Origin of the sequence: Streptomyces yaizuensis (assembly GCF_034961445.1) — a bacterium.
GTDB lineage: Bacteria > Actinomycetota > Actinomycetes > Streptomycetales > Streptomycetaceae > Streptomyces > Streptomyces yaizuensis.
On sequence record NZ_BSBI01000014.1, the window covers coordinates 68,537 to 82,909 of the forward strand.

14 protein-coding genes are annotated in these 14,373 nt (G+C 73.6%); 5 read left to right on the plus strand and 9 right to left on the minus strand.

What is annotated here, in order from left to right:
• Nucleotides 1–163 precede the first annotated feature (163 nt).
• The 6 genes from SYYSPA8_RS28975 to SYYSPA8_RS29000 all read right to left on the minus strand — a co-directional run bounded on the left by SYYSPA8_RS28975 (nucleotide 164) and on the right by SYYSPA8_RS29000 (nucleotide 5,826).
• Entirely contained in the window at nucleotides 164–970 is an 807-nt protein-coding gene (locus tag SYYSPA8_RS28975) for an N-formylglutamate amidohydrolase (RefSeq protein WP_323450485.1), read from the minus strand.
• 206 nt (nucleotides 971–1,176) lie between these two features.
• Complete coding sequence (locus SYYSPA8_RS28980) at nucleotides 1,177–2,508, minus strand: cation:proton antiporter (RefSeq protein ID WP_323450332.1); 1,332 nt, start codon at nucleotides 2,506–2,508, stop codon at nucleotides 1,177–1,179.
• Between the two features lie 2 nt (nucleotides 2,509–2,510).
• Nucleotides 2,511–2,981, minus strand: coding sequence for a cation:proton antiporter regulatory subunit (locus tag SYYSPA8_RS28985; protein WP_323450333.1), 471 nt, complete (start codon nucleotides 2,979–2,981; stop codon nucleotides 2,511–2,513).
• A 265-nt stretch (nucleotides 2,982–3,246) separates the two neighbouring features.
• Nucleotides 3,247–4,521: an ROK family protein gene (locus SYYSPA8_RS28990; protein ID WP_323450334.1), complete on the minus strand. Its 1,275-nt coding sequence runs from the start codon at nucleotides 4,519–4,521 to the stop codon at nucleotides 3,247–3,249.
• Nucleotides 4,522–4,525: 4 nt separating this feature from the next.
• On the minus strand, nucleotides 4,526–5,056 hold the full coding sequence (locus tag SYYSPA8_RS28995) for a toxin-antitoxin system, toxin component (protein ID WP_323450486.1): 531 nt from the start codon (nucleotides 5,054–5,056) through the stop codon (nucleotides 4,526–4,528).
• Nucleotides 5,057–5,166: 110 nt separating this feature from the next.
• Complete coding sequence (locus SYYSPA8_RS29000) at nucleotides 5,167–5,826, minus strand: helix-turn-helix domain-containing protein (RefSeq protein WP_323450335.1); 660 nt, start codon at nucleotides 5,824–5,826, stop codon at nucleotides 5,167–5,169.
• A 236-nt stretch (nucleotides 5,827–6,062) separates the two neighbouring features.
• Between SYYSPA8_RS29000 and SYYSPA8_RS29005 the strand changes: the two genes are divergently transcribed.
• Nucleotides 6,063–7,142, plus strand: coding sequence for a helix-turn-helix domain-containing protein (locus SYYSPA8_RS29005; RefSeq protein ID WP_323450336.1), 1,080 nt, complete (start codon nucleotides 6,063–6,065; stop codon nucleotides 7,140–7,142).
• 537 nt (nucleotides 7,143–7,679) lie between these two features.
• Here the strand turns inward: SYYSPA8_RS29005 and SYYSPA8_RS29010 are convergent.
• Both SYYSPA8_RS29010 and SYYSPA8_RS29015 read right to left on the minus strand, forming a co-directional pair.
• The gene (locus SYYSPA8_RS29010; protein ID WP_323450337.1) at nucleotides 7,680–8,090 is read right to left on the minus strand and encodes a hypothetical protein; all 411 of its coding nucleotides are present in this window, start codon (nucleotides 8,088–8,090) and stop codon (nucleotides 7,680–7,682) included.
• Nucleotides 8,084–8,752 (minus strand): ATP-binding protein, encoded by a 669-nt coding sequence (locus tag SYYSPA8_RS29015; protein WP_323450338.1) that lies wholly within the window; start codon nucleotides 8,750–8,752, stop codon nucleotides 8,084–8,086. Before SYYSPA8_RS29015 ends, SYYSPA8_RS29010 begins: the two co-directional genes overlap by 7 nt.
• 126 nt (nucleotides 8,753–8,878) lie before the next feature.
• Between SYYSPA8_RS29015 and SYYSPA8_RS29020 the strand changes: the two genes are divergently transcribed.
• Together SYYSPA8_RS29020 and SYYSPA8_RS29025 are read left to right on the plus strand one after the other, a co-directional pair.
• On the plus strand, nucleotides 8,879–9,739 hold the full coding sequence (locus SYYSPA8_RS29020) for a helix-turn-helix domain-containing protein (protein ID WP_323450339.1): 861 nt from the start codon (nucleotides 8,879–8,881) through the stop codon (nucleotides 9,737–9,739).
• Complete coding sequence (locus tag SYYSPA8_RS29025; protein ID WP_323450340.1) at nucleotides 9,740–9,976, plus strand: DUF397 domain-containing protein; 237 nt, start codon at nucleotides 9,740–9,742, stop codon at nucleotides 9,974–9,976. It begins immediately after the preceding gene.
• Between the two features lie 131 nt (nucleotides 9,977–10,107).
• On the opposite strand, the gene SYYSPA8_RS29030 is transcribed toward SYYSPA8_RS29025, so the two are convergent.
• Nucleotides 10,108–12,012 (minus strand): M64 family metallopeptidase, encoded by a 1,905-nt coding sequence (locus SYYSPA8_RS29030; RefSeq protein ID WP_323450341.1) that lies wholly within the window; start codon nucleotides 12,010–12,012, stop codon nucleotides 10,108–10,110.
• A gap of 116 nt (nucleotides 12,013–12,128) precedes the next feature.
• On the opposite strand from SYYSPA8_RS29030, the gene SYYSPA8_RS29035 reads away from it, so the two are divergent.
• Both SYYSPA8_RS29035 and SYYSPA8_RS29040 read left to right on the plus strand, forming a co-directional pair.
• The gene (locus tag SYYSPA8_RS29035) at nucleotides 12,129–12,767 is read left to right on the plus strand and encodes an isochorismatase family protein (RefSeq protein WP_323450342.1); all 639 of its coding nucleotides are present in this window, start codon (nucleotides 12,129–12,131) and stop codon (nucleotides 12,765–12,767) included.
• A gap of 124 nt (nucleotides 12,768–12,891) precedes the next feature.
• Nucleotides 12,892–14,364, plus strand: a complete 1,473-nt coding sequence (locus SYYSPA8_RS29040) for a PQQ-dependent sugar dehydrogenase (protein WP_323450343.1) — start codon at nucleotides 12,892–12,894, stop codon at nucleotides 14,362–14,364.
• Nucleotides 14,365–14,373 lie beyond the last annotated feature (9 nt).

Consider the following 14,373-nt stretch of genomic DNA (forward strand, 5'->3'; position numbering starts at 1 on the left):
AGCCGAGGGGCACGGATCCGTTGAAGGATTGAACAGATCGGGGCGGCCGGCCGTGCCTCCCATGGGGACCCCTGCCGAGCCCGGTGCCATGCGCACCGGGACCGGACGGGGACCCGGACACCGGTCAGGGGCTCTGGGGGGCCCGAGCCCCTGGCCGGGCCCCTCACCCGCCCGGTCCGCCCCCGATCGCGTCCACCAGCTCCGCGAGCGCCCCGGCCAGCGCGGACAGCCCCGGCCCCGGCGGGCCGCCCGGCTCCCGCATGTACCCGTCCCGGCGTATCTCCACCATCAGAGCCTCCACCCGCCTCTCCCGGCCGTGGAACCGCAGCGGCACATACGTCCCCGCGAAGGGGGTGTCGACGGCCGTGCCCCCGAGCCCCGCGAACGCCCGCCGCGCGTGGGCCGTCAGCGCGGGCGGGGTGTGGAAGGAGTCCGTGCCCAGGCAGACGGGCGGCCGCGGCCCGGTGCCGTGCAGCTCGTACGGCAGGGCCCGTGAGGGGTACGAGTGCACATCCACCACCACCGCCCGCCCGGTGGCCGCGAGACGGTCCTCGACCGCCGCCGTCATGGCCCGCGCGTACGGGGTGAAGTACCGGTCGACCAGCGGCGCCGGGTCGGCGTCCGGATCCCGCAGCCGCTCCCCGTGGGTGGTGCGGGTGTAGACCGCGCCCATGCCCACGGACAGCATCTCCTCCCGCTCGTCGGGAAACCGCTCGGGGTCCACCACCAGCCGGGAGAGCCGGTTGACGAACCGCCACGGGGTGAGGGAGCAGGCCCGCGCGGCGAGCGCGGCCAGCCGGTCCGTATGGGCGTCCGTGATGTGGTCCAACTCCCGCTCCAGGGCCGCGTCGTCCAGCACGATGCCGGAGCGCACGGCGGCGGGGATCGCGCGCGACGCGTGCGGGACATGGAGGATCACGGGCGAGCCGGCCGCACCGGGCAGCAAGGAGAAGGCCCCGGCCCCGGACATCGACGCGGACGTCGGCTCGGACTCCGGCACGGACTCGGTGGTCATGCGCTGCGCTCCTCGGGCGAGGGGACCGGTCATCCGCACTGTAGGCGACGGCTCCGACAACGCCGCCCGCCGCAGGGCCCGCGGGGAGCCGTCGTACGCGAGGACCCCGGCCCGCACGGTGAACGTGCCGACCGGGGTCCTCGTATGCGTCCGACCGGCTGTCAGGCCCCCGGCAGGGTGCCGGGACCGGTGGGGGAGGGCGTGTCGCCCTCCGGCGCCCCGGGCGTGGGGTCCGGGCCCGCGTCCGCCGCGCCCGCGACCTCCGCCGCACTCGCCGCGCCCGCCACATCCACCGCACCCGCGGCGCCCGCCGCAGCCGGGACGGCCACCGCCGCCGCGTTCCGGCGCTGGAGCAGCGGCAGCACCAGCGGCTCCGTCCAACGGGCCGCCAGCGGGCCCAGGATGACGAGGATCAGGACGTACGCCGTCGCGATCGGACCGATCCTCGGCTCGGTCGCGACCGCCAGACCCGCGATCACGATGGAGAACTCGCCCCGGGCCACCAGGGCGCCGCCGGCCCGCAGCCGCCCCTTGGGCCCGATCTCCGCCCGCCGGGCCGCGTACCAGCCGGTGAGCACCTTGGTGACCGTCGTGACCACCGCGAGCAGCAGCGCCGGCAGCAGCACCGGCGGGATCTCGTTCGGATCGGTCGACAGACCGAAGAAGACGAAGAACACCGCCGCGAACAGGTCCCGCAGCGGGGTCAGCAGCCTGCGCGCGCCCTCCGCGACCTCGCCGGAGAGGGCGATGCCGACGAGGAAGGCGCCGACGGCCGCGGAGACCTGGAGTTCCTGGGCGATGCCCGCCACCAGCAGGGTCAGCCCGAGGACCACCAGCAGCAGCATCTCCGGGTTGTCGGAGGAGACCGCGCGGCTGATGACCCGGCCGTGCCGCAGCGCCAGATAGAGCACGATGCCCACGGTGCCGAGCGCGATGAGGAGGGTGACGCTGCCGCCCGCGAGCCCGACGCCCGCGAGCAGGGCCGTCAGCAGCGGCAGGTACACCGCCATCGCCAGGTCCTCCATCACCAGGATGCCGAGGATCACCGGGGTCTCCCGGTTGCCCAGCCGGCCCAGGTCGGTGAGGACCTTGGCGATCACACCGGAGGAGGAGATCCAGGTGACACCGGCGAGCGCGACCGCCGCCACCGGACCCCAGCCCAGCAGCAGCGCGGCCACCGCGCCCGGCGTCGCGTTCAGGACGAAGTCGACCAGACCGGACGGATACTGCGTCTTGAGGTTGCCGACCAGCTCGGAGGCGCTGTACTCCAGCCCGAGCAGGAGCAGCAGCAGGATGACGCCGATCTCCGCGCCGACGGCGATGAAGTCCTCGCTGGCGCTCAGCGGCAGCAGGCCGCCGGTACCGAAGGCGAGGCCGACGAGCAGATAGAGCGGAATGGGGGAGAGGCCGATCCGGCCCGCGAACCGGCCGATCAGCCCGAGCCCCAGGATGATCGCGCCGAGTTCTATGAGCAGGGTGGTGGTCTCGTGCACCGTCAGCCTCCGGCGATGATCTCGGCGAGCGCGTCGACGCCCTCGCGGGTGCCGACGGCGACCAGGGTGTCGCCGATGGCGAGGCGGAAGTCCGGGGCCGGCGACGGGTGCGCGCCGGTGCGGCGGAGCACGGCCACGATGGAGGCGCCGGTCCGGGAGCGGGCCGCGGTCTCGCCGAGCAGCCGTCCCGCGTACGGGGACTTGCTGCCGACCGGGATGTGCTCGGTGACGAGGTCGATCCCGTCCGTGCGGACGGCGTCGATCGGCTCCGGGTCGATCAGGTGCGCCAGCGCGGTGGCCTCCTCGGAGGAGAGCGGCACCGCCAGCTGGCAGGCGTCGGGGTCGTCGGACGCGTAGAAGCCGAGGAAGCGCCGGCCGTCGTGGTGCACGACGACCGAGATGTGGCGCCCCTCCTCGGTGGTGAAGTCGTACTGGGTACCGACTCCTGGCAGTGAGGTGCGGCGGGTGCCCATGCTCGCCTCCCAAGGCGTGGCTGGTCCTCTCACCGCGGGCGGGTGAGCGGTGGATGGTTTTGAGGTGTACCAGACAGTCTACGAAGAAGATCACACCTGGTCGCGGGCGGGTTCCGGGGGAGCGGTGGAGTAAGGGCCCGTGAGGCGCGGTCCCGGGCCCGGGAGCGGGCCGCGGCGGACCGGCCGGGATCCCGCCCACGGCGACCCGTGCCCGTGCCCGTACCCGTACGCGTATCCCCGGCGGCTGTCGGAAGCGCGGCCGCCGTCAGAGCGCCGGCGCCCGGTCCGCGCGCGCCAGCGGATCGGCGAGTACGTCGTGGACCACCAGCGCCGCCGCGCCCCGGGCCGCGTCGGCGGCGGACGACGAGGGCCGCAGCCGCATCCCGGCTCTCGGCCAGAGCCCGGACACGACCCGGGCCGACAGCTCGCCCGCCGCGCGGGGGACGAGCCAGGGGGAGAGGGGACGGTAGATCCCGCCGAGGACGACCGCCGCCGGGTCGAACAGGTTCACCGCACCCGCCAGCACCCGGCCCAGCATCAGCCCCGCGCGCTCCAGTGCCGCGACGGCCCGCTCGTCGCCGCCGCGTGCCCGCCGCTCCAGCTCGGCGACGGCGCTCGCCCCGTGCGGCTCGTCGATCCCGGCGGCGCGCAGCAGGGCCGGCCGGCCCGCGTACTGCTCCAGGCAGCCGCGCCCGCCGCAGCGGCACTCGGGTCCGTCGCCCGCGACGGTGGCGTGCCCGATCTCGCCGGCGAAGCCGTGCGCCCCGCGCAGCAGTTCCCCATCGATGACCAGGGCGCCGCCGATGCCGACCGACCCGCCGAGGTAGAGGAAGGTGCGGACGGGTCCGAGTCCGCCGAACCACAGCTCCGCCAGCGCCGCGAGGTTGGCCTCGTTCTCGGAGCGTACGGGCAGGACCGGCCGCCGGTGCCGCAGCGCGGTCAGGGCGGCGGCGAAGGAGTCCTCGGCGGGGACGCGGGACCAGCCCAGGTCGGTGGCCTGGCGGACGGTGCCGGAGGCGACGAGACCAGGCAGGGCCAGGGCCGCGCCGACCGGGGTCAGGTCCTGTTCCTCGGCGGAGGTGAGGGCCCGCGCGGCGATCTGCGCGGCCCGTCGCAGCACCTGCGCGGGCGGGGTGCCCCGGTTGTCCTGGTGTTCCACGAGCCGTACCCGGTCGGTGCCGGCCAGGTCGACCACGCAGACGGTCACGGTGGCGGCGTCGATCTCCACCCCGACTCCGGCGACCCCGGTGCGGGCCACCTTCAGCACGGTGCCGGGGCGGCCGGCCTGACCGCTGAAGGTCTTGCCGGACTCGGAGAGGAAGCCCAGCTCCAGGAGTTGTTCCACGAGGGAGGAGATGGCGGCGCGGGTCAGCCCCACGCGGGCGGCGACCCCGGCGCGCGTGATCTCGCCCGCGTCGCGGACGGCCCGCAGCACCAGGCTGAGATTGTGCCGTCGTACGGTGTCCCGCCCGGCCTTGGGCTCCAGCGGGTCCCGGCAGCCCGGAGCGGGGATCCGGACGCGTACGGGCCTTTCCACCACCGGGTCAGCCCTGGGGCCCGCGGTATCCCAGGGAAGCCTCGATCCGTCCGGCGAGCCCCTCCCGGCGGCGGGGGCCCCGCGCGGCGGAGCCCGCCAGCCAGGAACGGCATTTGCTGCCGAGCAGCAGGCCGAAGCTCTCGGCCTCGTTCTCCTCGTTCCGGTCGAACCGGGTCCGGGCCACGACCTTGAGGACGGTGTCCTGGAGGTCGGCCTCGTCCGAGAGCAGCCGGGCCGCGACGGCCGCGCCCTCGATGTGGTGGGAACAGTGCCCGGCGTTCATGTGCCACAGCTCGTGGCCGAGGATGACGAGCTGGTGGTCGGGGGCGGTCCGTTCCTCGATGACGATCAGGTCCTGGTCGGTCATGTCGAGCCAGAGCCCGCTGGCGGTGCCGGGGGGAAAGGTGGCCATGCGATAGCGGACGGGGCGGCCGCGGCGGCCGCTCATCTGGCCGCAGAGCGAGGCGTAGAGATCGGCTGGCTCCGCCGGCGTGGGCAGATCGAGACCGGCTACCAGCTCGCCGCAGAGCCGTCGCATCTCCTTGCCAATGCTCACCGTTCTCCTTTCCCCCGCGGCGGCCGCGTGCACGCCTGCGGCCTCAACCCTGCACCCGGATCAGAGGTTTTCTGAAGTCATCTTTCCGTCAGTCATGTTTCCGTCCGCTGCGGGGAATCGGCCGGATCCACCGGCTTGACGCTCTCCAGGAGCATGTCGAGCCATTCGGTGACCTTGTCGCGGTGCTTGTCGGTGGGGAGCTGGGCGGCCCGCCAGGCGATGCCGCGCACGCCGTGGTCCTGGAGCAGCCGCTCCAGCCGGTCGCCCTCGACCGCGTGCTCCTGGAGCAGCCGCTGCTCGGTCCGCAGGAGCGCGCTGTTGAGCGCGTCGGCGTCGTCGGCGGTGAGGAAGCCCGCGTGGACGCGGAAGAAGCGCTGGATGGCGTCGCAGTGCTCCATGGTGGGGCGGCGGTCGCCGTTGATGAGGGCGCCGGCCTGCTGCCGGGACATGCCGGCGCCGTCGGCGATCTCCTGCTGGGTGTAGCGGCGGCCGTTCGGTTTGAGCCGGGTACGGCGCAGCAGGTCCAGGCGCTGGAGGAAGCGCGTCTGGAGGTCGGCCCGGCCGGCGGGCCGCCCTTCGAGCAGGGCGGCGGCGACGTCGGCGGGTACCCCCGAGGCCACGGAGAGCTGGTGCACGTCGAGGATCTCGCCGAGGTTCACTCCGCGTCTGTTTGCCAGTTCGGTGACGCGGGCAACCGACGCCGCGAGGGCGCCTGCGGCTGCCGGCCCCGGAACCAAGAAGCCGTCTGTCACCAGTGGGTCTCCTAGATCACGCGAGATGGCTCCGCACACAGTTGGCTGCCCGGAGATTAACCCGTCCTCGGTCGCTCAGCCAGGTCTTGCCACAGCTGTGGCGCGTTCTGGACGTTCAGCGGCGCGGAATGCCACGATAGTTGACATGACCTCTCTTCCGGTAGCAGGATCGCGGAGCGGGGTGAAGATCCAAAGGGCGCTGCCGCAGCGGGACTTCGAGAAGGGTGGCGTTCTCGATGACACATGACACGGGCTCCGGCCGGTCGGGTCTCCTCGGACGCCGGGCCTGCACGGGCACGGGAAGCGGGAACGGCCGGGGAAGCCTCCGGTCGCGGAGGCTGTCGGACATCCTGCGCGGGCGCAGGGAGGAGCTGGGCCTGAGCGTGGCGGAGGTGGCCGCCCGGCTCGACATCAGCGTCGGCATGTACACCGACTGGGAGGGCACACCCTCCGAGGACTGGACCGAGGACAAGCTCTACGCCCTGGTCAAGGCCCTGGAGATGACCGACCAGCAGGGCGGCTGGCTGTTCCGTCTCGCCGTGGACCGCGAGCCCGAGCAGCCGCTCGGAGGCCTCCCGGCGCCGTCGCTCTCCGCGATGGGCCCCGCCCGGCCCTCGGGACCGGCCTTCCCCGCCGTCCGGGTGCGCCCGTACGCCCCCATCGCGCCGCCCGTGCAGAGCGCGGCGGCCGTCCCGGGCGGTGCGCCGCCCGCCCAGGACCCCGGCACCCAGGAGTACCTGCGGGACTACGCCGCCATGATGGACGCCGTGCCGCTGCCGTCGGTGCTCTTCGACCGCCGCTGGGACGTCACCCACAGCAACCCCGCGTTCCAGACGCTCTTCCAGGGCATGGGCCCGCACCCGACGGCGATGCCCGACCAGAACTTCCTGCGCTTCGTCCTCTTCCACCCGGACGCGGGCGCGGTCCTCGGCGACCGCGAGACGAGCTGGTGTCTGCCGCTCCTCGCGCAGCTGGAGACCGCCCTGGAGCGGTACGAGGACGACGGTGTGCTTCAGGCCATTCGCGGGGAGATCGCCGACGACCCCATCATGGACGCCGCCTACCGCTGCGGACTGCCGCACTGGATGCGGGTGACGGGCGCCGCGGCGGTCCACCACGACGGCGCCGTACGGCCGCTGCACCACCCCGACCCGCGGTGGGGCCGGTCCGAGTGCCGGATCGTGGACGAGACCCCGGCGACCCTCCAGGACCGGGGATACACCCGGATGACCCTGGTGCTCCGCGAGCACCTGGGAAGCACCACGCCCAAGGTCCGCCGGGGCAAGGCCCATCTGCGGGCCGTCTCCGGCGGCTGACCCCAGGACCGGGCGGAGCCCGGGTCCCGGTCCAGCGGGGGAGGACCGGGGCCCGCCGCCCCTGTGGCCCCCGCCCGTTCACCGGGCGGGGGCCGCGCTCTTGCCCGGGCGGGTCTCCGGGCCTCCGGCACCCCCGGGACGTGAAGATCGTCACGCGGGGCCCGGCCCACACCAGCGAACCGGTCGGGGAGCGGGGCCCGGAGCGTGATCCGACGGGGTACGAGGTGGTGAACCGGAAGGGGGCCGGGCGGCCCTGGCGTCTTCCCCGTACCCCCGCGCCGACGGGACCCCGTCCATGGGTGAGCGGCACGCCGGAGCCCCAACTCCGGCGTGCCGCCGTCCCGGGCCGCGAGCACCGGCCGCCTCCCCCATGGGGCAGCGGGCCGCGGACCGGATGCGGGACCAGGCCCCCGGCTTCCCCCGCGCGGGGGCCTGGTCCCTCCCCCCTCCCCCCGTGCGAATCTGGCTTCTGTGGTGTGCAGCTGTGCTGATCTGTCGACGTGCTGACGTGCCGGTGTGCCGGTCCTTCGGGCGGCGTCAGCCGGGTGCGGCAGCCGCTGCCCACCGGGGAGCGACCCCGGTCAGCTGGCAGGCGTTCAGATAGAGCGGAATGGGCGGCGTGTACGGACTGCCGTCCTCGGGGCGGCCGATCAGCTGGGGGCTGTCCCCCGGGACCCGGGCCCCCGGCGCGTAGTGCGCCGGCAGCGGCCAGGTCAGCTCCTCGTCGGAGCCGGTGGGCACGATCCACCACCACCAGTCGGCGTCCGCGTAGACACAGCCGCTGCGCGGCAGCCGCGCCAGCAGCCCCAGTCCATGGCGGGCCGGGACCCCCACCGCGTCGCAGCCCAGCGTGGGCACGAACGACGGCGGCAGCTCCAGCCGGATCAGCGGCCGCTCCGCCTCCGGGCGCCCGCCCGGCGTCAGCAGCGGTGCCGGGGGCCTCAGCATGGTCTCTCCGACCCCCGGGCGGCCGCAGCCCGCCCGGCCGCCGCACCGCGCACGGTGTGCCCGGCACCCGCCCGCCCGGCCGCCGGATGCCGTGACTCCGCACGTGACTCCGTACGCGCGGCGGGCACCGAGGCCGTCTTCACCGCCGTGGTACCGGACCCCGCGGCCATCCCCGCGACCGCCCCGGGGAATTCGGCGCGGCGGGCCCCGCGCACGAGGTCCGTCCGCGCGACCTCGGCCCACACCGTGCGGCCCGTCCCCTGGTGCGCCTCGTGCGCGCCCCAGGCGGCGGACACCGCCTCCACCAGCAGCAGCCCCCGCCCGCGCTCCTCCGCCGCGAGGGTGTGGCACACATGCGGGCCCATGGGCGAGCAGCCCTGGTCCCGCACGCTGATCCGCAGCCGCTCCGCGCCGTTCGACAACTCGCAGGAGATCAGATGGCTGCCGCTGTGCACCACGGCGTTGGTGACCAGCTCGGAGAGGACCAGCATCGCGGAGTCGTGCACATCCTCGCCGATGCCCCAGCAGTCCAGGCGGGCACGGGCGAGCCGGCGGGCTCTGGAGACGTACTCGACGCGCGCCGGCAGCTCGAAGCCGTACCTGTGGTGGTCGACCCCCGAGCACGGGTCCAGAAGCGGTGCGTGGAGCGCGTCACGATTCACCAGACCACTGTCGCCCTGAAATGGACAACTTGGCAAGGCCCACTCTGAAAAATTCAGAGTGGGCGTATTCATCGATGCGGGCCCATGGCAGACTTCTCGGCAACAGCACGTGGGGAGGTCGACGAAGTGAGTGAACCGCGGTCCGCCCCCACCGTGGGGCAGGTCGTCCTCGGCAAGCGCCTGCAGGACCTGCGGGAGCGCGCCGGGCTCAAGCGCGAGGAGGCCGCCAAGGTCCTTCGCGTCGCCGCGGGCACCATCCGCCGCATGGAGACCGCCGAGGTCGCACTGAAGATCCCGTACGTCCAGCTGCTCCTGGGCGCGTACGGGATCGGCGACGAGGAGGCGCGCGGCTTCATCGAGCTGGCGGAGGAGGCGAACAAGCCCGGCTGGTGGCAGCGGTTCCACGATGTGCTGCCGGGCTGGTTCAGCATGTACGTCAGCCTGGAGGGCGCGGCCAGCCTCATCCGCTCCTACGAGCCCCACTTCGTCCCCGGTCTGCTCCAGACCGAGGGCTACGCGCGAGCGATCATGCTCAGCGGAGCCGTCGGGCAGACCGACCCCGAGGACATCGAGCGCCATGTGGCGCTGAGGATGCAGCGCCAGGCGCTGCTGACCCAGCCCAAGGCGCCCAAGCTGTGGGTGATCATGGACGAGACGGTCCTCCGCAGGCCCGTCGGCAGTCCCGATGTCATGAGGGGCCAGATCGACAGGCTCCTCGACGGCATGGACCTGCCCCATGTCACCTTGCAGATCGCGGAGTTCGCGACCGGCCACCACCCGGGCACCTACGGCCCGTTCGTGCTGTTCCGGTTCGCCGTCCCCGAGCTCCCGGACATGGTCTACAGCGAGTACCTGACGGGCGCGGTCTATCTCGACGCGCGCCCCGAGGTCGCCTCGCACCTGGAGGTCCTGGACCGCATGGCGGCTCAGGCCGCGACTGCACAACGCACGAAGGAGATCCTGAGGGGTCTTCGCAAGGAGCTGTGAATGGATCAGATATACAACGGCATGCCGGCCACCGACCTCGGCGAGGCCGGCTGGCACAAGCCGTGGAGCGGTGGCAACGGCGGGAACTGCGTCGAGACCATGAAGCTCGCCGACGGCCGGGTGGCGGTGCGTCAGTCGGCGGACCCGGAGAGCCCCGCGCTGATCTACACGGCCGGTGAGATCGAAGCGTTCATCCAGGGGGCGAAGTCGGGGAAGGCGGACTTCCTCCTCACCTGACCATCCGGCAGGGAATCCGAGGGTCACCCCACCGCTCACCATCGACAACCACGCGACGACGGCGTGCGGGCACTCCTGCCCGCACGCCGTCGTCATGCCGTCATGGACCGGCGCGTATACGGGGCAGGCGACTACGGCCGCACGAGGGTGGCCAGGAAGGAGCGTGCGGGAGAGATATTACCCGATGAATCGATCGTTCGGTACTCGATCGTATGCGTTCCGTAGTCGGGAGTGGCGTCGTCCCAGGGGACGGCCCGATGGGTGCCCAGCTTGCCGTGGACCAGGCCGTCGAGCACCGTCCCCGACGGGGTGAAGAGATACGGGGCGCTCGCGTCCGTCGGCCAGCCGTAGTACGTCTGCCAGCCGTCGCCGTCGACCCGGAACTCGATCACCACGGCCCCGCCGCCGTCGTCCCCGGCCGTCAGCTTCATCGTGAACGGCCCGTCGTAGACGTACTCCACCGGCCGCCCCGGCCGCTCGACCGTCCGCAGCGGCTCGGACAACTCGTGCGCCGCCCCGGCGGGGGTCGCGTCCACGGTCCAGGCCAGCGACTCGGCGGTGCCGGCGATCCGGGCCGTCAGCCGGTGGCTCCCGGGGGGCAGTTGCAGTGAACGCAGATCCAGGTCCCGGTCGTTGCCCGGGTTCGGCACCGGGCGGCCGTCCAGCTCCCACAGCACCGCCGGGGTGCGGTCGTCGGGATGGGTGGTGTCCGCGTACACCACCGTCCGCGTCCCCACCGGGGCGTCGGTCGCGGTGTGCGTCGTGAAGACCGCCGGGACCCACCGGTACGCGGTGGTGAGCGCCGGATCCACCGACCAGGAGACGGTACGGGTCAGCGCGGCCGAACCCCGGATCGCCGGGTCCCGGACGAACGGCGTCGGGTCGGTGACCGTCGCCGTCACCGTGTGCCGGCCCGGCCGCAGACCGAGCACCCGCAGATCCAGCGTCCGCGCGCGGCCCGTACCCGGCACCGGACGGCCGTCCACCCGCCACACCACCGACAGCTCCCCGCCGTCCGGATGCAGCGTGTCCACCCACAGCACCCGGTCGTTACCGACCGGGGCGCCGTTCGCGGTGTGCCCCTGGAGCAGATCCACCCGCTGCGCGATCCGCTGGACCATGATCTCCCGGCTGACCTGGTCGAAGGCGTACCCCAGCGTCTTCATCATCGAGTGCCTGCTCGGCCGCCAGACGCCCTGGGTGCGGTAGAGCCCGGCCTCGTACCGGCCGATCACCCCGCCCGACTCGCTCCGCTCGCCCAGCCAGCGCCACCACTTGACCCGCCGCTCCCGCATCTGCCGCTCGGTCAGGACGGTGTGGTGCGCGGACGCCGGCTCACCGCCGGAGTGGGCGCCGCCGGGGACGCCGCGCGCGTAGTAGTCGTACTCGTCCTGGAGCCCGCCCAGGGTGTGGCCCAGCTCGTGCGGGGTGATCAGCGAGGAGAGGGCGTTGCCGCCGGACGCCGTGGCGTGGGTGCCGCCGGTACCGCCGTACGTGGTGCTGTTGGCCAGAGCCACGATCTGGCGGTTCGCCGCCCTCGCCCCGGGGACGAGGGCGGCGAGCGCGTCCACCGCGCCGGTGTCCACCGTCAGCGCCCGCTGGACGGCCGCCGGGTCGCAGCCCGCCCAGAAGGCCATGCCGAGCGCGGTGTCCCGGCGGGGCGAGTCCAGGCGCGGATCGCAGTCCACGCCGGACTCCGCCGACGGGACCTCCACCGCCCAGACGTTGATGTACGAACGGTAGGAGGCGAAGGGCTCCAGCGACCACAGCACCTGGAGGTGCCGTTCCCTGTCGGCCCGGAAGGCGGGCAGTTCGGCGGCCGTGTAGCCGTCGCCCATCAGGATCAGATTGAACCGCTTCTCCGCCGGCCCGGTGATCTGCACGGGCACGACCTCGGCGGCGGCCCGCACATCGGGGCCGGTCATCTGCCCGGCGGCGGCCGACGGGGCTGCGTTCAGCGACAGAGAGCCCACCAGCAGGGCGCTCGCGGCGAGCAGCGGGGCTCTGCGGGGGCGTCGTGCACTGGTCAGGAACATGCCTTTGGAGGGTAGGCGCGCCCCAACGGCCCGTAAAGGAGGCGCCGTCGCATCCGGTCGCCGCCCGGTGGCTTTGCGCCGGTCGGCTACGGTGGAAGGATCATGGATCGTACGAGGTGGTGACCGTGTCCGAGCGGGAGCGCGCGGCCCGGGAGGCCGGCGGGGGCTTCGTCCGCGCGGGCGCCTGGATCTCCGTGCCGTACCGGGAGCGGGCGGACCCCGCGCAGGCGCTGATCGTGGTCGACGCGCAGACCGCGTTCCTGACCGGAGCCGACGCCGTCCCCGGCGCGCCGGCGCTCACCGCTCGGCTGGCCGCCCTCGTGGGCCGGGCGCGCGCGGCGGGCGCCCTGGTGGTCCACCTCCGCAACGACGGCGAACCGGGCGCGGCCGACGAGCCGGGCACCCCCGGCTGGGAACTCCTGCTGCCCGTGGCCGAGTCCGCCGGCGAGCACGTCGTCGCCAAGGACGGCGACGACGGTTTCGAGGGCACCGGCCTCGCCGCGCTGCTGACGGAACGCGGCGTGCGGCGGGTCGTCGTCGCCGGGGTCCTCTCCGAGATGTGCGTCAGCGCGACGGCGGCGGGCGCCGTCGCGCACGGCTTCGATGTCGTCCTCCCGCACGACACGCACGGCACGTACGGGCTGGACGACATCCCGGCGTCGGTGGTCGCGCGGGTGGCGGAACACGCCCTGGGGTCGGACCCGGAGCTGGTCCGCTCGGCGGACGGGGTGTCCTTCACCCGCCATCGCGCGTGAGTCGAAGGGCGGTTCCCGTACCGAACCGAGGTCTTGCCGAAGCCAACTCTGGTTTGTAGCTTGTCGGGAAAGCGCTTTCCGCAAGCGCTTGCCGTGCTTGCCCCCGACCGATGAGGTGAACGGGATGCCCAAGCCACGAAGAGCCCGGACGGCGTTACTGGCCGGGGCCCTGCTCGTCGCGCTGGTCGCGCCGTCCGCGCAGGCGGCGGAGGAGGTGCCCATCGCGGATCCGCTGCCCGATCCGACGCCTTCCCGCCAGGCGCTGGTGCTCACCGAGTTCGCCACGCTCCCCAGGTCCGAGTCGGTGCCGCCGCCCACGGACGCGCGGCTCAAGCGCTGGGCCCGGATCACCCATCTCGGTGAGGTGCCCGACCGGTCCGGGCGGCTCTTCGTCCCCGATCTCAACGGGATCCTGCACTTCCTCGACCGTACGGGTGCCTCCCGCCCCTATCTGGACGTCGCCGCCGCCGTCGGCCCCGACTTCTGGTCCCATCAGGGGCTCGGCAGCGGACTGGGTGCGGTCGCCTTCCACCCGGCGTTCGCGCGCAACGGCGTCTTCTACACCGTGCACACCGAGGGCCGTGCCGCGCTCACCACCAAGGTGCCCGATCTGCCCGCGCCGGCCGGGGCCCGGTTGCACAGTGTCGTCACTCAGTGGACCGCCGCCGATCCCCGGGCCGGGACCTTCGGCGGGACCCGCCGCGAGGTCCTGCGGCTCGGCTTCGCGAACACCTACCACACCATCCAGGAAATCGGTTTCAACCCCAACGCCGCGCCCGGGAGCGCCGAGTACGGACTGCTGTACATCGGGGCCGGCGACGGCGCGGCGGGCGCCGGCGGGACCGTGCCGCAGGATCTGGCCGTACCCCAGGGGAAGATCCTGCGGATCGACCCGGCGGGTACGGACGGGCCCGGTGGCAAGTACGGCGTACCGCCCGCGAATCCGTTCGCCCGGGACCCCGCCGGGGCGGCCACGCTCGGCGAGATCTACGCGTACGGGCTGCGCAATCCGCACCGCTTCAGCTGGGACACCGGCGGCCGGCGGCAGCTGCTCGTGGGGAACGTCGGTGAGCACCGGGTGGAGGCGGTGTACGAGGTGCGGCCCGGGGACAACTTCGGCTGGAGCAACCGGGAGGGCCCGTTCGTCTACCGCAAGGCGGACAACCCCACCTGCGGGGTCTTCCCGCTGCCCGCCGACGACGCCCGGTACGGGTACACCTATCCCGTTGCCGCCTTCGACCACACCCCGCGCGCGGACCGGCCCTGCGGCGACAGTGGCAGCGCACTGGTCGGCGGCTTCGTCCAGCGGGGGTGGCAGATCCCCGAACTGCACGGCGTGTACGTGTACGCGGAGGGTGTCGGCGGGCGGATCCTCGCGTCGGACGTGCGGGAGATGCGCCGGGGCGGGCCGCCGGCGACCACGTATCAGCTGCCGCTCGTCGACGGTGCCACCGGCCTGCCGACCACGATGCGCGATCTGGCCGGGCACAGCCGGGTCGACCTCCGGTTCGGCACCGACCGCTCCGGCGCGCTGTATGTGCTCTCCAAGGCCAATGGGCGGATCTGGAAGGTGACCGATGTGGTCACCGTCCCGTGAGGCCCGGCG